Source organism: Eubacterium sp. AF36-5BH (assembly GCF_003460505.1).
Lineage (GTDB): Bacteria > Bacillota > Clostridia > Lachnospirales > Lachnospiraceae > Eubacterium_G.
This window is the reverse complement of the sequence record NZ_QTVG01000003.1, coordinates 61,076-81,379: the sequence shown is the minus strand read 5'-3', so window position 1 is coordinate 81,379 and position 20,304 is coordinate 61,076. Positions and strand designations below refer to the sequence as shown.

Here is a 20,304-nt window from a genome sequence, read left to right as displayed (position 1 = left end):
TTGTTTTATTCAGAAGATATTATAGAGCAGGTAAGAACTGAAAATGATATAGTAGAAGTAATAGGTGATTATGTAAAATTACAAAAAAAGGGAAGCTCATATTTTGGACTTTGCCCTTTTCATAACGAAAAATCACCTTCTTTTTCTGTGTCTCCTAATAAACAGATGTATTATTGTTTTGGATGTGGTGAAGGTGGAAATGTAATATCTTTTTTGATGAAATATGAAAATTACACCTTTATTGAGGCAATGGAAGTTTTGGCTAACAGAGCCGGAGTTGAACTTCCGAAGATGGAATACTCAAAAGAGCAGAGAAGAGAAAAAGATTTAAAAACAAAAATAATAGAAATTAACACAGAAGCAGCCAAGTATTTTCACTATCTTTTAAAATCAGACAGAGGAAAACTTGCATATAATTACTTAAAGGGACGTCAGTTATCAGATGAGATTATTGTCAAATTTGGCTTAGGCTATTCTGATAAATACAGTAACAATCTCTATATGTATTTAAAGAAAAAAGGCTATAATGATAATGAATTACGTGAAACAGGCTTGTTTACTTACGATGAAAAAAGAGGTGTTACAGACAAGTTTTGGAATCGTGTAATGTTTCCGATTATGGATGCAAATAACAGGGTTATTGCTTTTGGTGGAAGAGTTATGGGAGATGCAAAGCCAAAATACTTAAATTCTCCGGAAACCAAAGTTTTTGATAAGAGCAGAAACCTTTATGGACTAAATGTTGCCAGGTCTTCCAGAAAAGATTATTTCTTAATTTGTGAAGGCTACATGGATGTTATTAGTTTACATCAGGCAGGTTTTAACAATGCAGTTGCAGCCCTTGGAACAGCTTTTACACAAAGACATGCAACTTTAATAAAAAGATACGTCAAGGAAGTTGTTTTAACTTTTGACAGTGACGAGGCAGGTATTAAGGCAGCATTAAGAGCAATTCCTTATTTAAGGGATGCAGGGCTTGCAATAAAAGTTCTTAACATGAAACCCTACAAAGATCCTGATGAGTTTATAAAGGCATTAGGCAGGGATGCTTACGAAGAAAGAATTAAGAATGCAACTAATTTCTTTATATTCCAGGTTGAGCAGGAACAGAAGAAATACAATTTAAATGATCCACAGGAAAAAACAGCTTTCCACAAGCAGGTAGCTGAAATGCTGTTGGAATTTAAAGACGAAATAGAAAGAGACAATTATTTAGATTCTGTTTGTTCTATTTTCAAAATTCCAAAAGAAGGTTTGTCTAAATTAGTTAAAAAGATTGGTCTTACTTATGTTGGAAAAGAAGAAAAAGTTGAAAAGGAGCCTGCAGTTTCAAAGCAGACAAAGAAAGAAGATGCATCAATAAGTGCTCAAAGAATTTTGCTGGCATATTTACTTGATAAAAATAATTGGTTTATGAAAGTGGCTCAGGTTATCTCGCCAAAAGATTTTGTAGACCCTTTTTACAATAAGGTGGCATCACTGTTTTGGGAACAGATGGAGAGCGGCCAGGGAAAACCTGCACAGATAATGAATTATTTTGAAGATGAAGAAGAACATAAGAAGGTTGCCCAGTTATTTGTTTCTCCAATTAGGGCTAATTTAAGCCTTGATGAGCAGGAGAGAGCAATTAATGATGCTGTTCATAAAATAAAAAAAGAAAGTCTTGATTACAGGGCAAGAAACGCTACAGATATTTCTGACCTTCAGAATATTATAAAAGAACAAAGTATGTTACAAAAAATACACATTACATTAAGTTAGGAAAATATATGTTATCAAAAAGATTACAGACAGTAGCCGGTATGGTTACAAAAGGAAATATAATTGCAGATATAGGCACAGACCATGGGTATGTGCCTATTTATCTGGTGGAAGAAAACATAACAGATAAGGCGTATGCCATGGACATCAATCAGGGACCTTTAGACATTGCAAACAAACATATTAAGGAAAAAGGTCTCGAGGGAAAAATAATAACAATTCTTTCAAATGGCATGGAAAAGCTAAAGGACAATATGATTGATACCGCAGTCATAGCCGGTATGGGTGGCGATTTGATTGTATCAATACTTGAAAATGGAAAGAGCATAAAAGGAATAAAAGAATTAGTCCTATCTCCCCATAAAAGAGTCGATTTGGTAAGAAAATATCTGTTAGAAAATAACTGGCAGATTGTTGATGAAGCCATGGTATTTGATGTTGGAAAATATTATACGGTAATAAAAGCTCTGAAATGTGATAAAACAGAAAATGATTATTCAAAAGTTCAATTAGAATATGGCAAATTACTTTTGGAAAATAGAAATCCTGTTTTAAAAGAATATTTGGAAAAAGAGTATAAAAAGTTTTCTAAAATTGCAGAAAATATGAAAAAAGAAAAAAGTGATAATTTGCACAAGGTTGAGGAAATTTTAGAAATGAATCAGGAAGGTAGAAAATATTATGATTGATGTGGAAATTTCAAATGTTGTATACGAATATGAAGACGGAACCACTTTGTACGAAATAGCAAAGGATTTTGGTGACTATTATGAAAATGACATTATACTTGCAGTGTGCAATGGAAAACTTTGTGAATTGTCAAAAGTTTTAATTGATAACTGCAAGGTATCTTTTATTACAACAGCAAATCATATTGGTATGGAATGTTATAGAAGAAGCATGGTTTTTATGATGATAAAAGCCTTTTACAAAATAGCAGACCATAGTGCCTTTGATGATATTTCGGTAGAGTATTCTGTCAGCAAAGGCTATTACTGTAAAATAAATGGTGGCATACAGATTAACAACGAGTTTTTAAGAAAATTAAAAACTGAAATGGATAGTCTGGCTAAACGTGACATGCTTATAACAAAAGAGGTTATGTCAACAGGCAGAGCCATCAGTAAGTTTAAAAGATACAGAATGAAGGATAAGGTTAATTTGTTTAAATACAGAAGAGCTTCATCTGTAAAAATTTACAAAATGGAAGGTTTTGAGGATTATTTTTACGGTTATATGGCATATTCTACAGGTATTCTTAAATATTATAAATTAATCCCATATAACGAAGGTTTTGTACTTCAAATGCCGGTAAAAGAATCTCCAAAACATGTGCCAGAGTTTACACCTCAAAACAAAGTTGTCAAAGCTTTAGAGGAATCAGAAAAGTGGGCGGAAAAGTTAGGTGTTTCAACAATAGGAGAAATTAACGACAAAATAGTAGATGGTTCAATTAACGATATTATGATGATGCAGGAAGCTTTACAGGAAAAGAAAATTGCAGATATCGCATCAGATATTGCGTCAAGGGAAGAAGCTAAGGTTGTGCTAATTGCAGGCCCTTCATCTTCAGGCAAAACTTCTTTTGCTCATAGACTTGCAATACAGCTTATGGCGCAGGGACTTCAGGCACAAATAATATCTACAGATAACTATTTTGTAAACAGAGAAGAGTCTCCAAAGGATGAAAATGGTGAACTTAATTTTGAAGCTTTAGAAGCTGTTGATATTGAGTTATTTAATGACCATATAACTAAGCTTGCAAATGGTGAGACAGTAGAGATGCCCGAGTTTAATTTTGTAACAGGAAAGAGAGAGTTTAACGGAAAGACAATAACTCTCACAGACGATTCGGTTTTAATAATTGAGGGCATACACTGTTTAAATGACAAGTTATCTTACAGTATTCCTGAAGAGAAAAAATACAGAATAGGAGTTAGCGCATTAACACCTATAAATGTTGATGAACATAATAGAATTTCATCTTCTGATTTAAGATTACTTAGAAGAATTGTAAGAGACAGCAGAACAAGAAATATATCAGCTAAAACATCTATTGAAAGATGGAACAAGGTAAGACTAGGAGAGGAAAAATATATTTTTCCATTTCAGGATAGTGCCGATGCAATATTTAATTCTGCAATGGTTTATGAATTATCAGTGTTAAAAGTTTTTGCAGAACCTAAATTGTTTGGCGTACCAAAAGATACAGAGGAATATTTAGAGGCAAAGAGACTTCTTAAGTTCTTAGATTATATTTTGGGAATACCAAAAGAAAATGTTCCAAGTAATTCAATATTAAGTGAATTTGTTGGAGGAAGTGTATTTCCTGTTTAGATAAGTATTGAATTAATTTTTAAAGTATGATAATTTAGATAATTGTGAGTAAGGTAGATAATCGCTGCTGCTATTGCCGAAAGGACGCAGGAGAGGAAAGTCCGGGCTTCGCAGGGCAGGATGCCGGCTAACGGCCGGTGGAGGTGACTCCCAGGAAAGTGCAACAGAAATTAAACCGCCAGCAATGGTAAGGATGAAATGGTAGTGTAAGAGACTACCGCTTTAATGGTAACATTAAAGGTCAGTGTAAACCCCATCCGAAGCAAGACCGAGCAGAAAGTATTGGTTGCCCGCCAGCTTTCGGGTAGGTTGCTTGAGCTAAGTGGCAACATTTAGCCTAGATAGATGATTATCCAAGACATAACCCGGCTTACAGCCTTACTCATTTTTATTTGGATATTATTTCAATTATTTATAGAGTATATTATTCAACTTATTATATTTTTTATATTTAATAAGTTTTTGTTTTATTGTTAATCTAATTTTTTTATGAAATCAAACAAAAGTCTGCAGAAATTGTTAGCGGATTTTGAAGCTATTTCAATTACCTCATGGTCAGAAAGTTTATTATCAGAAAGACCGGCAGCTTTGTTGGTGATACAACTTAACCCACAAATTTTTAATCCACAATGACTTCCACATATTGCCTCCATTGAGGTGCTCATACCCACAGCATCAGCTCCAAGAAGTTTGTACATTTTTATTTCTGCAGGAGTTTCGTAGTTTGGCCCCTGAGTTTGAAGATAAACTCCTTCTTTTATAGGAATATTAAGATTAGCTGCACATTCCTTAAGGAGATTTCTTAAGTCAGTGTCGTATATGTTTGAACAGTCTGGAAAACGAGGTCCTAATTCGTCAATGTTATATCCACGTAATGGAGAAGGTACAAATGAAGAAATCTGGTCTTCTATAACCATAAAATCCCCTGGTTCAAAATTCTCATTTATTCCACCGGCAGCATTTGTAATAACAAGTGTTTTTGCCCCTAGAAGTTTCATTATACGAACAGGCATAATAACCTGCTTAGGAGTATAACCTTCGTAGTAGTGTAATCTCCCATCTGCAATAATTACATTTTTGTTCTCTATAGTTCCTATAATAAAACGCCCTTTATGCATTTGGTTAGTGCAGGTAGGAAAATCAGGTAAAGAAGAGTAGGAAATCTCAGCATCTATATTAACCATATTTACAAAAGAATTAAGACCTGAACCTAATATAATTGCTATGTCTGGTACTAGGGAAGTCTGTTCCTTAATAATGTTGGTATAAGTTTCTAATATGTCTAAATCATTCATCATAATATCCTCCATAAAAAGTGCAAAAAAATGTCTAAAAATATTGTGTATAACCTTGAATATTCATTGTCTATAATGTATCATCTTAATAGCGAAAAATAAATAGTTTTGGAGGGTGAAATGAGACATTTAATTAATCCTCTGGATTTTTCAGTAGAAGAAATAGACAAGTTATTAAGTCTTGCCAATGACATTGAGAAAAACCCAGAAAAGTACAAAGAAGCATGTAAAGGTAAAAAGTTAGCAACATTGTTCTATGAACCAAGTACAAGAACACGTTTAAGTTTTGAAGCGGCAATGCTTAATTTAGGCGGTAGCGTTCTTGGATTCTCAGAAGCAACATCAAGTTCAGCTTCAAAAGGCGAAAGCGTGGCAGACACAATTAGAATTATTTCATGCTATGCAGATATTGCAGCAATGAGACATCCAAAGGAAGGAGCAGCTTTAGTAGCAGCAAACAATTCTTCAATACCTGTAATTAATGCAGGGGATGGTGGACATCAGCATCCAACACAGACATTAACTGATTTATTAACAATTAAGTCTTTAAAGGGAAGGTTAGACAACATTACTATTGGATTGTGTGGTGACTTGAAATTTGGTAGAACAGTACATTCATTAATTAACGCATTATTAAGATATGACAATGTGAAGTTTGTTCTTATTTCTCCACCGGAATTAAAAGTACCAAAATACATCATTGAGAGAATTGAGGCAGCTGGAGCAGAATATAAGGAAGTTACCAAGTTAGAAGATGTTATTGGCGAGTTAGATTTACTATATATGACAAGAGTACAAAGAGAAAGATTTTTTAACGAAGAAGATTATATTAGATTAAAAGATAGCTTTGTGCTGGATAAGAAGAAAATGAAAATGGCAAAAGAAGACATGCTTGTACTTCATCCATTGCCTAGAGTAAATGAAATTTCTGTTGAAGTGGACAAGGATCCTAGAGCAGTATATTTTAAACAGGCACAATATGGAGTGTATGTAAGAATGGCGCTTATTTTAACATTATTGGAGGTAAAGGATGCTTAACATTGATTCAATAAACAACGGTTTTGTATTAGACCACATTCAGGCAGGAAGAGCAATGGCAATTTGTCATTATTTGAATTTAGATGAGTTAGATTGTCAGGTGGCAATTATAAAAAATGCCCGCAGTGGAAAAATGGGCAGAAAAGACATTATCAAGGTTGAAGGTTCATTAGATGACATTGTTGATTTTGACGTATTAGGATTTGTAGACCATAACATTACAATTGATATTATCAAGGATGGAAAGCTAGTTGAAAAAAGAGAAGTTAAGCTTCCTGAAAAAATCGTAAATGTTTTACATTGCAAGAACCCAAGATGCATCACATCAATTGAGCAGGAACTTGATGACGTATTTATTTTAACAGACAAGAAGAATGGTCTCTATAGTTGCCAGTATTGTGAAGAGCAGCAGGGTAAGTTATGGGAGAATATTAAAAGTAAATAGAATTTAATATAAACTATTTCAAGAAGAAATCACCGTTTCTGACGGTGATTTCTTTTTTTAGAGAAAAAAGTGTCGTTCATTACAAAAAAAGTACCGTTTATCGCAGAAGTGAAAAAACAGGTGAAAGTATGTTATAATATTTATGAAAAAAAATTAATTAAGTGTTATTTTATACTGATATAATTTATTGTGACAGTTGCTTATAAAATAAATTGGGATTGAGGATAAAAATACTAAAATTATAAAATGACATTGTGTTTATTAAGCATTAATGCAATGAATATAAGTATAAAAAGCAAAGCAGGAGGTAAGAATATGAAGACAAAATTAAATTCAAAAATTTTAATTAGTGCGTTATTATCTTTTTCAATGATAGTAATGTTGCTATCAGGAGTTAGGGCTACAGAGAATGAAACCTTAACATCATCAAATTGGGAGTATGGAGTAAATGGCGAAAATGTATACATAATGAAGTACACAGGCACAGAAGAAGATGTGGTTGTACCAGCAGTAATCGATGGAAAGAAAGTTGTATCCATTGGAGAAGATACATTTACAGACTGCAAAACATTAAAGAATATTACACTATCTGAGAATATAAAAAATATTGAAAGCAATTCAAGGGAAGCATTTCCTTGTTTTAATGGATGCGACAACTTGGAAAATATTATTGTTGATGACAATAACAGTGAATTTTCCAGCGAAGATGGAGTTTTATATAGCAAAAACAAAGAAGTGATTTTTTTGTATCCAAGAGGTAAAAACGTAGCAGAATTTGTTATACCTGAACATGTAAAATATTTAGGCAGAAAAGCGTTTGGTCAATGCGAAAATTTGAAAAAGGTAAGCATTGCTAATAGTATTAAAGATTTAAGTGATGGAGTCTTTGAAGGCTGTAGTAGCCTTGAAAGCATTAATATACCTGAAAGCCTTGAAAGCATTGGTGTAGGTGCCTTTAGTGGCTGTAAAAGTTTGAAGGAAATTGTAATTCCTAATGGAACAAAAAGTATAGGCATATATGCATTTTCTAATTGTAAAAGCCTTAAAGAAATAGCAATTCCATCAACTGTTGAATCCCTTGCAGAAATAAATGACGGAAATATGGTTGAAGGAATTAATGGCAAAAATGCAAGTGTTAGTTCTTGTTTTGCAGGCTGCACATCTTTGGAAAAGATAACATTAGACAGTAAAAATAAAAAATATGCCAGTGAAAATGGTATGCTTTTTAATAAGGACAAAACACATCTTTTATGCTATCCAGCTGCAATGCAAGGCATAGAAGTTATAGTAAAAACAGGTGTTAAAACAATTGCAAAAAATACTTTTTGCGAAAATAAAAACATACAACGAATAAAATTCCCAATAACTGTTACAAAAGTTGAAGATGGAGCAGTTAATAATTGCAGTAATTTAGAAAAAGTTACTTTTTGCGGAAATAAACCAAATGATTTAGGCAAATTTGTTTTAGGTAAAGATGATGTTGTAATATGGTATTCCAACAAATACAAAAATAGTTGGAGCAACTATAATTTATACAAAAAGCAAGAGTACATTGAGCCACGTAGAACATGCATTGGTATGCCTACACCTGTTCGTTCTGTAAAAAAAATAAAACTTAACAAAAAGAAATTAGTATTAAAGAAGGGCAAAAAATATAAACTTAAATATACTATTACACCTAGCAAGGCTACAAATAAAAAGGTGACATGGAAAACTACAAATAAAAAAATCGCAAAAGTGTCAAAGGGAAAAGTAAAGGCACTAAAAAAAGGAAAATGCTACATTGTGGTAAGAACAAAAGACGGTGGGAAAAAAGCCAAGTGCAAAGTAATAGTTAAATAAACTGTTTGTAGCGATTTACATAGTATATTATACTAAGACTTTTATTTATAAAAATATTTATTACATTGTTTGTAAAAATGTAATAAAAAATGACAAAAAGTTTAAAATGTATTGCCACTAAAATAATATGTTGATATACTAAATGAGAAAATTATGAAATACGGAGGATGAAGAAATGTATTGCAAAAATTGTGGAAAAGAAATTGATGATTTGGCAGTTGTATGTCCTAATTGTGGAGTGGCAACAGGTAATAATCAGCCGGCTTCTGATGATACAGGAAGCATAGGATGGGGATTGTTAGGATGTTGTATTCCAATTGTAGGATTGATTTTGTTTTTGGTATGGAGAGATACTAAGCCTAAAAATTCAAAAGCAGCAGGAATCGGAGCATTAGTTAGTGTTTGCGTTTCAGTATTATGGTACGTATTAATGATTGTTGTTGGAGTTGGAGCAGGAGTAGCTTTTGGCGTATAAAATGAAACAGTGGTTTTATAAATGGCTACCAATTATTTTTGGCTGTCATAGACGTTCAGATCGTTCTTTTTTCTATAAAGGAAAACAGTTTCCAATATGCGCAAGATGTACAGGTGAACTTACTGGTATGATATGTGCAATATTTGGATGTTATTTTCTAATAAATATTCATATATGTGTTTGGGTTGCACTTTTATGCCCACTAATAATTGACGGCGTTATTCAGGCAAAAACAAAATACGAAAGTACAAATACAAGACGTGTAATAACAGGTTTTTTGTTTGGAATAGCATTAATGATGATATTTATTGTTTCAACAAAATATTGCCTAATGATAGGATTTGAATACGGCAGAAAATTAAGATAAAAGAATGAGGTGTTTTGAAAGTTTCAAGATACTATAAAAAGAAAAAAGGAATTGGCAATCGCCAATTCTTTTTTTGTGTAATGATAGTCTATTATTGCATAAAAGGGTACCATTATATTTGTTCAAATAGAAAAAAATATAATGGTACCCTTCAAGAAGCAAATGTTTATTGTTTATTCCTCATTTTCCGTATCGTATTCAGTTGTTTCGTCTTCTTTAGGAGTGACAACAACCTTTACTAAGTCAATTCGTTTTTCGTCCATTTTTATAACTGTTAATTTGCAATTGTCAATTACAACACTGTCACCCTTATTAGGAAGACGGTCAAGATGTTCAATAATAAGACCACCTAATGATTCATAATCTTCTGAATCAATTTCAGTGCCTAACTGGTCGTTAAAATCATCAAGATTAATAGAACCTTCAACAATATATTCGTTTTCGCCAACAGGTCTGATAACCTGTTCCTCAGCTTCGTCAAATTCATCATGTATATCGCCGATAATTTCTTCAACAATATCTTCTAAAGTAATAAGACCTTCAGTCTGACCGTATTCATCTAAAACAATACACATGCCCGGTTCTTTATTTCTCATTTCCATAAGAAGGTCATTTAATTCTTCTTTTTCGTGAGTGAAGTATGGCTCGCGCATAATCTTTGTTATATCAAAATTGTTTGGGTTTACACCCATTAACATCATATCTTTAATATTTATAATGCCGATTACGTTATCTGAATCTTCCTTGTAAACAGGCATTCTTGTGAATTTGTCTTTTCTAATGACGTTTAATAAATCATTATAGGTAATATCTAAAGGAACCATTGTAATGTCAACTTTTGGTATCATAATATCTTTAGCACATGTATCACCAAAATCGAAAACGTTGTTAATCATATCCATTTCGTCTTCTTCAATTATGCCTTCCTCCTGACTGACACCAACTAAAGTTCTAAGTTCATCCTCAGTAATTGATTTAGAATTTAAATTAACATTAACCCTAAAAAGTTTTAAGAATAAACTTGAGAATAAATTTAAAACAAAAATAATAGGTGTAAGTACAACCATAAAGAAATTAATTGGTTTAGCATAAGCTAGCGCAATTGATTCTGCATGAATTGATGCAACTGTCTTAGGAATAATTTCTCCGAAAATAATAATTACAAGTGTAAGAATACCAACGCCAATACTAACAATCCAACTTACGTTAAAAACACTTTGCATAAAAATTGTTGTTAAAGAAGAAGCGGCAATATTTACAATATTATTTCCAATTAAAATTGTACTAAGCATTTTTCTTGAATTACCTAAAATCTTATCAAGAATAATGGCCTGTTTGTTGCCTTCCTCCACAAGCATTCTAAGTCTTACCTTGTTAGTAGTGGTAAGAGCTGTTTCGGCTGAAGAAAAAAACGCCGAGAATAATAATAAAATAAGTAATACGCATAGCAGAGCTATGTCACTGGGTCCCATAACTTTCTCCTTATAAATTAATAATATTTCAAGTCCCTGACTTGTTAAGGAAGATTTTACATAATGAACCTGTTAAAGTCAAGAATTGTAATAAATTATATTGCCCACAAATATAATTTATTATAAAAATATTTGGGGAGGAGAATACCTAAATTCTGATTACGGTCTTTCAATGTCAATACCATTATTAAAAAAGTACAGGTAGAATAAGGCATTTTGACACTGTAATAAAATAAAGAAAAAATGAAAAAAGGAGTAAAATGGGCAAAATTATTTTATCTTTTTTAAAAGACTTACTTTTAGAAATGATTGTAAGTTTTGTGCTAATAGTAGCAGTTGCATTTATTGTTTTAAAAATCTCACCAGCCTATAGCACCATACAAATTTTAATTCTTGCTACATATGTCATAGCTACCTTTGCAGGCGGTTATGTAATAGGAAAAGTTATGGATAAAGGGAAGTTTATGTGGGGAGCCATATCAGGTCTCATATATGCTGTTGTCATAGTTTTAGTTTCGATAATAGTGAACGGTCAAATTAATAGTGAAACAATAGAAATTATAAAATTATTACTGGCATCTGTAGGGGGTGGAACCATCGGAGGAATGGTTAGTTAAAAAAACGTTTGAAAAAAACGTTTTATGTGTTATAATACCATAAGAATTATGCGTAAGTATCTTTTTACGCAAATAAGTATTGGAGGAAAACCATGAAACATATCAAAACATTAAATCAGAAAACATTAAAGGACACAATGAAAAAAGGCGGTTGTGGTGAATGTCAGACATCATGTCAGTCAGCTTGCAAGACATCATGTACAGTAGGAAACCAGACTTGCGAAAACAAATAATTTAATATTGATTAATTTACACTATAACAGAGTTGAGCACTCAACTCTGTTATAGTGCGTTAAAAAGGGAGGAAAATTACAGTGATTCATCAATATAAAAGCAATGGGTACAACATTGTATTAGATGTCAACAGTGGAGCGGTTCATGTTGTTGATGATGTTACATACGATGTTATAGAATTGTTTGAAAAACTTGATGCTGAAGCTATAATTTCAAAACTTAGCTCAAAGTACAAAGAAGAAGAGATAAGAGAAGTTATTGACGAAGTTGAACAGTTGAAGAAAGATGGACAGTTGTTTACTGAGGATATATATCAGCCTTTCGTAGAAAAGTTTAAGGAAACACGTCAGACAGTAGTTAAGGCTCTATGTTTACATATAGCTCATGATTGTAACTTAGCATGCAAGTATTGTTTTGCAGAAGAAGGTGAATACCATGGCCGTAGAGAATTAATGAGTTTTGAAGTGGGTAAGAAAGCTTTAGACTTTTTAGTTGCAAATTCAGGAAACAGAGTTAATCTGGAAGTTGACTTTTTTGGTGGCGAACCATTAATGAACTGGGATGTTGTAAAGCAGTTAGTTGAATACGGTCGTTCACTTGAAGAACCAAATAATAAGAAATTCAGATTTACATTAACTACAAATGGTGTTTTATTAAATGACGAGATAATGGAATATCTTAATAAAGAAATGTCAAATGTAGTTTTAAGTTTAGATGGTAGAAAAGAAGTAAATGACAGAATGAGACCTTTTAGAACAGGTAAGGGTAGTTATGACCTTATTGTTCCAAAGTTTCAGAAACTTGCAGATAGCCGAAATCAGACAAACTATTATGTAAGAGGTACATTTACAAGAGATAATTTAGATTTTTCTGAAGATGTGAAGCATTTTGCAGACTTAGGATTTAAACAAATGTCTATTGAACCGGTTGTTGGACCGGAGGAAGATCCATACTCTATAAGAGAAGAAGATTTACCTAAAATTATGGAAGAGTACGATAAATTAGCTCTTGAATATATTAAGAGGGAAAAAGAAGGTAATGGCTTTAACTTTTTCCATTTTATGATTGATTTAAATCAGGGACCATGTGTTTATAAGAGATTATCAGGATGTGGTTCAGGTACGGAATACTTAGCAGTTACACCTTGGGGAGATTTTTATCCATGTCATCAGTTTGTTGGCAATGAAGATTTCTTAATGGGGAATGTAAATGACGGAATCGTTAGAAACGATATAGTTGAAACATTTGGTGATTGCAACGTATATTCAAAAGAAAAGTGCAAAAACTGTTTTTCAAAATTTTATTGTAGTGGTGGATGTGCAGCAAACTCATACAATTTCCACGGTACAATAAATGATGCCTATGACATAGGTTGTGAAATGCAGAAAAAAAGAGTGGAATGCTCAATAATGATAAAGGCAGCTTTAGCGGATGCTGACTAAGAAAGAGGTAAAAGATGAAAATTAAGATGAACAAAACAAAGGGAATAATAGCATTTATTATTTCTCTTGCCGTACTTGCTTTTGCAGGTTACGTTATTATGTTTGGTATAGGGGATCGTGGCCAGGCAAAATACATTACTCAGGGTCTTGACTTAAAGGGTGGTGTAAGTATTACATATCAGGTAGCAGAATCTGATAAAAGTAATTTAACAGCAGATACTTTAGAAAAAACAAGAGCAAAACTTGAAAAGAGAATTGCTGCATTTAGTACAGAAGCAACAGCATATAAGGCTGGTGAAGACAGAATTACTGTTGAAATTCCAGGTGCATACGATGCTGATGAAGTATTAAATGAATTAGGAAAACCGGGTATTTTATATTTCTGTACAGCGGCAAAGAGTGGGTACACACCAACAAAGGCTGAATTAAAGAATAAGAAATACATTAAGGTAGATAAGAGTTATTATCAGGTATGGTTAACAGGTGATACAGTAGCCAGTGCTGAAGGACAGGCTACAACAAACGATAAAGGTGTAAATGAAAACATCGTAAATTTACAGTTCAACTCAGAAGGAACAAAGGCTTTTGGTGAAATGACAAGTTCTCATGTTGGCGAACAGTCATTTATCATTTATGATGATGAAGTTTTAAGTGCTCCAAAAATTCAGGCTGTCATTACAGGTGGACAGGCACAGATTACAGGTGATTTCACATTAAAAGAAGCTCAGACACTTGCTACAAACATCGGTATTGGTTCTTTGGAAGTACAGCTTGATGAATTAAGCCATAGCGTTCAGAGTGCTAACTTAGGTAGTGATGCTTTATCAAAGAGTATTCAGGCAGGTATTGTTGGTTTTATTATAATTATTTTATTCTTATTATTGGTATATAGAATTCCAGGTTTAGCTGCAGGCTTGGCTTTAATATCATACATTGAGTTAATGCTTTTAGCACTTAACGGATTTGACTTAACACTTACATTACCTGGTATTGCAGGTATTATTCTTAATATTGGTATGGCAGTTGATGCTAACGTAATTATTTATGCACGTATTAGAGAGGAAATTGCCGCAGGTAAGAATGTTAAGAGTGCTATTGGAATAGGATTTAAGAAAGCAACATCAGCAATCGTTGACGGTAACGTTACAACATTTATTGCTGCATTAGTATTATGGATTAAGGGTTCAGGTACAGTTCAGGGATTTGCAACAACTCTTATGATTGGTATTTTTATCCAGTTATTTACATCTCTTGTAATTTCAAGAGGTCTTGTATGGATGCTTTACTACATGGGATTCCAGAAGCCTGTATTCTACGGTAAAGAAAGAGTTAAGAAAACAATTAAATTTGTTGAAAAGAGAGCTGTATGGTTTGTTATATCAATTGCTGTTATAGTAATAGGAATTGGCGGAATTATCTTTAACACTGCTAAGGGTAATGGCCCATTTGACTTTAGCATTGAATTTAAGGGTGGTACATCAATTCAGGTACAGTTTGATAAAGACTATACAATTGATGAATTTAATAAAGAAGTAAAACCTGCAATTGCAGATTTACTTTCAACAAATGACATACAGGCTCAGAAGGATACAAATAATAAGGGATTATTCACAATCAAGACAAAGAAACTTGAAGGTGAACAAATGGATAAATTTAAAGATTTATTAATTAGCAAATATCAGGCTAAGGATGACAAGCAGAACTTTAATGATACAGAAATTTCAGATACAATCAGTTCTGAAATGAAAACAGATGCTGTTGTTGCAACAGTTATAGCAACAATTTGTATGTTAATTTATATTTGGTTCAGATTTAAGAATGTACATTTTGCTTTAGCAGCTGTTATAGCTTTATTACATGACGTACTTATTGTTGTAGGCTTCTACGGCTTATCAAGAGTAACAGTAGGAACAACATTTATTGCATGTTTGCTTACAATTGTAGGTTACTCAATTAACGCTACAATCGTAATCTTCGATAGAATTAGAGAAAACAAGGCTATAATGAAACGTGAAGATACAATGATTGATATTATTAATCAGAGTATTACACAAACACTTACAAGAAGTATTTATACTTCACTTACAACATTTATAATGGTATTTATGATTTTTGTAATGGGTGTATCATCTATTAGAGAATTTACATTACCATTAATGGTAGGTATTGTAGCTGGTGCTTACTCATCAGTATTTGTTACTGGTTCTTTATGGTACATTATGAAAGGTAAGAAATACGATAAATAATTAAGATTTTATTGAGCGGTATCATCTATTGATGGTGCCGCTTTTCTTCTTTAAAATGGTGATTAACTATGAATGAAAAGTGGTTTTTACAAACAAAAAAAGCAGATTTTAATGGTATTGCAAAAAAATATAATATTAGTCCTATTACTGCAAGATTAATGAGAAACAGGGACGTTGTCTCAGAAAAGGAAATAGAGCAATATCTTAACGGAACTATAAATGAAATAAGTTCTCCATGGTTGTTTAAGGACATGGACAAGGCAGTTAATATTTTGAGTATAAAAATAAATAATGAAAGTAAAATCAGAATTATATGCGACTATGATGTTGATGGTATATGTTCCGGCTATATTTTACATACCTGTTTGAAGTATTTAGGCGCTGATGTGGATGTGGTTGTACCACATAGAATTGAAGATGGCTATGGAATTAATGAAAGATTAATACAACAGGCATACGACCAGGGTGTTGATACTATTGTTACATGTGATAATGGTATTGCTGCCATAAAACAAATAGAATATGCAAAAGAATTGGGAATGACTGTTGTTGTAACAGACCATCATGAAGTTGTTTTTGAAGAAAATAATGGTAAAAAAGAATATATTTTACCAATGGCAGATGCAATAGTTAATCATAAGCAAAAAGATTGTCAATATCCTTTTAAAGAATTATGTGGAGCGATGGTGGCATTTCAGTTTATGCGTGCCCTATTTGAAAATATGCATGTAAGCGAAAGATTTATATTAAAATTATTACCTTATGGTGCTATGGCAACTGTATGCGATGTGGTAGAATTAAAGGGAGAAAACAGAATAATTGTTAAGGAAGGTCTGGAAGCTTTAAAAACAAGTAATGATATAGGAATTAATGCTTTAATTAATCAGTGTAAGTTGAATAAAAAAAATCTTGATTCCTATCATTTTGGCTTTGTGCTTGGACCATGTTTAAATGCCAGTGGCAGACTTGACACTGCTAAAAAAGCAATGGATTTGCTTGAATGTGAAGATGAAAAACACGCAGAAGTTTTAGCCGGGGCTTTGAAAAAATTAAATGATGAAAGAAAAGATTTAACAGAAAAAGGAACTAAAGAAGCTATTGAAAAAGCAGAACAATTAGATGATTCAGTTTTGGTTATATATTTGGAACATTGCCATGAAAGTATTGCTGGAATTATTGCAGGTCGTGTAAGGGAAAAATATAATAAACCAACCATTGTTTTAACAGATGCTGTAGAAGGCGTAAAGGGTTCTGGACGTTCCATTGAAGAATATGACATGTATGCTGAGCTTACTAAGGTAAAAGAATTATTTACTAAATTTGGTGGCCATAAAATGGCTGCAGGTGTGTCCCTTCCAAAAGAAAATATAGATATTTTACGAAAAAAACTAAATGAAAATTGTAATTTAACTCAAGAAGATTTATATTTAAAGGTATGGATTGATATGCAACTCCCCCTTGAATATGTTACAATGAATATGATACAGGAGTTAAGTATTATCAAACCATTTGGTAAAGGTAATGAAAAGCCAATATTTGCTGAAAAGCATTTAAAAATAAATAAATTACAAATATTGGGTAAGAATGGTAACGTATTGAAACTTACCATTACAAATAGCAGTTCATATACAATGACTGCAATGATTTTTAGCCGTGTTATTGATTTTATGGAATTTTTGAAAAATAAATTCGGTCAGGAAGAAATTAACAAGGCTTTAGTAGGGGAGAAAAACAACATTGAGATAATGGCTACATATTACCCGACAATAAACGAATTTAACGGTAATAGCCAAATACAAATCGTAATTGACAGATTTTGCTAAAAGCATTCATAAGGAGGACAAGAAGAATGAATGAAGTAGAAAAATATATTAGAAGTATACCGGATTTCCCTGAACCTGGAATTATCTTTAGAGATATTACAACAGTAACACAGGATCCAAAGGGATTAAAGATTGCTATAGATTCAATGTTGGACAAGATTAAAGATATAGATTTTGACGTAATTGTTGGTTTAGAGGCAAGAGGTTTTATATTTGGAATGCCTTTAGCTTACTTACTTGGAAAATCATTTGTATTAGTTAGAAAAAAAGGTAAATTACCATGTGAGACAATTTCAGAAAGCTATGATTTAGAATATGGAAAAGCTGAAATTGAGATGCATATAGATTCAATTAAACCCGGTCAGAAAGTTATTTTAGTCGATGACTTAATTGCCACAGGTGGTACAATTGAAGCAGCTATTAAGTTAGTTGAAAAATTAGGAGGAGAAGTTGTAGATAACCTGTTTTTAGTTGAACTTGCAGGACTTAAAGGAAGAGAAAAACTTTCAAAATATAGAGTAGATGCAGTAGTAACATACGATGGAAAATAAAAAGGATTGAGATATGACAGATTTAAACAAAAACATTAAAATTGAAAATCATGGAGTAATCCCAAAAGAAGAAGAACAGGCAACTCCTGAAGAATTATATGCAAGATTAATTGAAAAAATAAAGCATTATCATCCATCAGCAGACGATTTAAGGATGATTGATAAGGCATATAATTTTGCAAAAAAATCACATGGAGACCAGAAAAGAAAGTCAGGAGAACCATACATTATTCATCCAATTCATACAGCTTTAATATTAGCTGATTTAGAGTTGGATAAAGAATCAATTATGGCAGGTCTTCTTCACGATGTAATGGAAGATACGGCCGCAACCCGTGAAATAATGATTAAGGAATTTGGCGAAGAAGTAACAGACCTGGTTGATGGCGTAACAAAACTTACTAAATTAGATTACGATGTTGATAAGGTGGAAGAGCAGGCAGAAAACTTGCGTAAAATGTTTTTGGCAATGGCAAAGGACATTCGAGTTATATTGATTAAGCTTGCGGATAGATTACATAACATGCGTACGCTTATGTATATGACACCTGAAAAACAGAAAGAAAAGTCAAAAGAGACAATGGACATTTATGCACCAATTGCTGACAGACTAGGTATTTCTAAAATTAAGATTGAATTAGATGACTTAGCTTTAAGATATTTAGAGCCTGAAAAATACAAAGAATTAGTTGACGGTGTTCATGAAAGATTAGAACATCGTGAAGAGTTTATGAGTAACTTAATTGCTGAGGTGGCAGGCTATATTGAAAAGGCAGGTATTAAAGCAACAATAGATGGTCGTGTAAAGCATTATTTTAGTATTTACAAGAAAATGACTATGCAACACAAGACTTTGGATCAGATTTATGATGTTTTTGCAGTAAGAATTATTGTTGACAGTGTAATGGAATGTTATGGGGCGTTAGGTATAATACACGAGAAATACACTCCTGTGCCGGGAAGATTCAAAGACTATATTGCAATGCCAAAGCAGAATATGTATCAGTCACTTCATACAACATTAATTGGACCAAATGGGCAACCATTTGAAATTCAGATTAGAACATACGAAATGCATAAAACTGCTGAATATGGTATCGCAGCTCATTGGAAGTATAAGGAAAATATTACAGGTGACGGCGATAATGAAGAGCAGAAAATTGCCTGGTTAAGACAGATTCTCGAATGGCAGAGAGACATGTCAGATAACCATGAATTTATTAATCTTTTAAAAGATGATTTGAACATGTTCTCTGAAAGAGTGTACTGTTTCACACCAAATGGTGATGTAAAGAATTTACCAAGCGGTTCTACACCAATTGATTTTGCATACAGTATTCATAGTGCAGTAGGTAATAAGATGGTTGGTGCAAGAGTTAATGGCAAGATGGTTAATATCGACTACAAGCTCCAAAACGGTGACAGAGTGGAAATTATTACATCTAATAACTCTACAGGTCCAAGTAGAGACTGGTTGAAGGTTGTTCAGAGCACACAGGCAAAAAATAAAATTAATGTTTGGTTTAAACAGCAAAATAAAGAAGAAAATATAGTAAAAGGTAAAGAACTTATTGAAAAATATTGCAAGGCAAAGAATATTAATTTATCAGAAATATTAAAGCCTGCATATATGGAAAAAGTTCGGTTGAAATACAGTTACAAAGAGTGGGATTCTCTTATTGCTTCAATTGGTCATGGTGGCTTAAAAGAAGGTCAGATTGTAAATAAACTTCTTGATGAATACGAGAAGGAACACAAGGTTGAAATAACAGACGATGATGTATTAAAAGACACAAACAATAATAAGGCAAATGTTCCAAGAAAAAGTAATTCTAAGAGCGGTATTATTGTTGAAGGTATGGATGACGTAGCAGTTAGATTTTCTAAATGTTGTAGTCCTGTACCGGGTGATGAAATTGTGGGCTTTGTAACAAGAGGACGTGGTGTTTCGATTCATAGAACAGACTGTATCAATATTATGAATCTTCCTGATATTGAAAGAGGTAGATTAATTGAGGCAAGCTGGGCTGCTGACGAAGGCAAGCAGGACGGCAAATATATGACAGAAATTGTTATTTATGCAAACAACAGAGTCGGTATTTTGACAGACTTGTCAAGAATATTTACAGAAAGAAATATTGATGTAAACAGCATCAATAGTAGAACAAGCAAGTCTGACATTGCCACAATTACAATGACATTTGCAATACAGGGTACAGAAGAATTAAACAGTTTAATTGCAAAAATTCGAACAATTGACAGTATCATTGATATTGAGCGAACAAGCAGTTAAACGTTGTAATTGACATTTTGTAATGTGAAAAAATGAAGACAATTGTTATGTTATGGAAATTAATTT

Annotated in this window: 17 protein-coding genes and 1 other RNA gene; 16 read left to right on the top strand and 2 right to left on the bottom strand. The window is 32.6% G+C overall.

The features are described from left to right. The 4 genes from dnaG (at nucleotide 1) to rnpB (ending at nucleotide 4,487) form a co-directional block, all read left to right on the top strand. On the top strand, nucleotides 1-1,761 hold the full coding sequence (dnaG, locus tag DW006_RS03320) for a DNA primase (RefSeq protein ID WP_022165607.1): 1,761 nt from the start codon (nucleotides 1-3) through the stop codon (nucleotides 1,759-1,761). 8 nt (nucleotides 1,762-1,769) lie between these two features. Beyond that, nucleotides 1,770-2,450 carry a class I SAM-dependent methyltransferase gene (locus DW006_RS03315; RefSeq protein ID WP_117999045.1) on the top strand — a complete coding sequence of 227 codons (681 nt, stop codon included), beginning with the start codon at nucleotides 1,770-1,772 and terminating at the stop codon, nucleotides 2,448-2,450. Beyond that, complete coding sequence (locus DW006_RS03310; protein WP_117999044.1) at nucleotides 2,443-4,098, top strand: nucleoside kinase; 1,656 nt, start codon at nucleotides 2,443-2,445, stop codon at nucleotides 4,096-4,098. The genes DW006_RS03315 and DW006_RS03310 overlap by 8 nt, the downstream gene beginning before the upstream one ends. Before the next feature lie 45 nt (nucleotides 4,099-4,143). Then, nucleotides 4,144-4,487, top strand: an RNA gene (gene rnpB, locus DW006_RS03305) — RNase P RNA component class A. Nucleotides 4,488-4,571: 84 nt separating this feature from the next. On the opposite strand, the gene DW006_RS03300 is transcribed toward rnpB, so the two are convergent. Then, entirely contained in the window at nucleotides 4,572-5,396 is an 825-nt protein-coding gene (locus DW006_RS03300; protein ID WP_243002571.1) for a purine-nucleoside phosphorylase, read from the bottom strand. A gap of 117 nt (nucleotides 5,397-5,513) precedes the next feature. Between DW006_RS03300 and pyrB the strand changes: the two genes are divergently transcribed. The 5 genes from pyrB (at nucleotide 5,514) to DW006_RS03275 (ending at nucleotide 9,560) form a co-directional block, all read left to right on the top strand. After that, entirely contained in the window at nucleotides 5,514-6,431 is a 918-nt protein-coding gene (gene pyrB, locus DW006_RS03295) for an aspartate carbamoyltransferase (protein WP_117999043.1), read from the top strand. Beyond that, the gene (locus tag DW006_RS03290) at nucleotides 6,424-6,876 is read left to right on the top strand and encodes an aspartate carbamoyltransferase regulatory subunit (protein ID WP_022165927.1); all 453 of its coding nucleotides are present in this window, start codon (nucleotides 6,424-6,426) and stop codon (nucleotides 6,874-6,876) included. Before pyrB ends, DW006_RS03290 begins: the two co-directional genes overlap by 8 nt. 315 nt (nucleotides 6,877-7,191) lie before the next feature. Next, nucleotides 7,192-8,718: a leucine-rich repeat protein gene (locus DW006_RS03285; RefSeq protein WP_158561056.1), complete on the top strand. Its 1,527-nt coding sequence runs from the start codon at nucleotides 7,192-7,194 to the stop codon at nucleotides 8,716-8,718. A gap of 175 nt (nucleotides 8,719-8,893) precedes the next feature. Next, nucleotides 8,894-9,193 (top strand): zinc ribbon domain-containing protein, encoded by a 300-nt coding sequence (locus DW006_RS03280; RefSeq protein ID WP_117999041.1) that lies wholly within the window; start codon nucleotides 8,894-8,896, stop codon nucleotides 9,191-9,193. Further along, complete coding sequence (locus tag DW006_RS03275; protein WP_243002570.1) at nucleotides 9,183-9,560, top strand: DUF2085 domain-containing protein; 378 nt, start codon at nucleotides 9,183-9,185, stop codon at nucleotides 9,558-9,560. Before DW006_RS03280 ends, DW006_RS03275 begins: the two co-directional genes overlap by 11 nt. A gap of 173 nt (nucleotides 9,561-9,733) precedes the next feature. Here DW006_RS03275 and DW006_RS03270 read toward each other — a convergent pair whose 3' ends face one another. After that, entirely contained in the window at nucleotides 9,734-11,032 is a 1,299-nt protein-coding gene (locus DW006_RS03270) for a hemolysin family protein (protein ID WP_117999039.1), read from the bottom strand. Nucleotides 11,033-11,292: 260 nt separating this feature from the next. On the opposite strand from DW006_RS03270, the gene DW006_RS03265 reads away from it, so the two are divergent. From DW006_RS03265 to DW006_RS03235, 7 genes are all read left to right on the top strand, one after another. Beyond that, nucleotides 11,293-11,649: a TIGR04086 family membrane protein gene (locus DW006_RS03265; protein ID WP_117999038.1), complete on the top strand. Its 357-nt coding sequence runs from the start codon at nucleotides 11,293-11,295 to the stop codon at nucleotides 11,647-11,649. Between the two features lie 92 nt (nucleotides 11,650-11,741). Continuing rightward, nucleotides 11,742-11,882 carry a six-cysteine ranthipeptide SCIFF gene (gene scfA, locus DW006_RS03260; RefSeq protein ID WP_022165931.1) on the top strand — a complete coding sequence of 47 codons (141 nt, stop codon included), beginning with the start codon at nucleotides 11,742-11,744 and terminating at the stop codon, nucleotides 11,880-11,882. Nucleotides 11,883-11,963: 81 nt separating this feature from the next. After that, complete coding sequence (gene scfB, locus DW006_RS03255; protein ID WP_117999037.1) at nucleotides 11,964-13,325, top strand: thioether cross-link-forming SCIFF peptide maturase; 1,362 nt, start codon at nucleotides 11,964-11,966, stop codon at nucleotides 13,323-13,325. Nucleotides 13,326-13,339: 14 nt separating this feature from the next. Further along, nucleotides 13,340-15,571, top strand: a complete 2,232-nt coding sequence (secD, locus tag DW006_RS03250) for a protein translocase subunit SecD (RefSeq protein ID WP_243002569.1) — start codon at nucleotides 13,340-13,342, stop codon at nucleotides 15,569-15,571. Nucleotides 15,572-15,639: 68 nt separating this feature from the next. Next, the gene (recJ, locus tag DW006_RS03245) at nucleotides 15,640-17,394 is read left to right on the top strand and encodes a single-stranded-DNA-specific exonuclease RecJ (RefSeq protein ID WP_117999036.1); all 1,755 of its coding nucleotides are present in this window, start codon (nucleotides 15,640-15,642) and stop codon (nucleotides 17,392-17,394) included. 26 nt (nucleotides 17,395-17,420) lie between these two features. Further along, nucleotides 17,421-17,945, top strand: coding sequence for an adenine phosphoribosyltransferase (locus tag DW006_RS03240; RefSeq protein WP_117999035.1), 525 nt, complete (start codon nucleotides 17,421-17,423; stop codon nucleotides 17,943-17,945). Between the two features lie 13 nt (nucleotides 17,946-17,958). Continuing rightward, on the top strand, nucleotides 17,959-20,238 hold the full coding sequence (locus DW006_RS03235; protein ID WP_117999034.1) for a bifunctional (p)ppGpp synthetase/guanosine-3',5'-bis(diphosphate) 3'-pyrophosphohydrolase: 2,280 nt from the start codon (nucleotides 17,959-17,961) through the stop codon (nucleotides 20,236-20,238). Nucleotides 20,239-20,304: the final 66 nt, after the last annotated feature.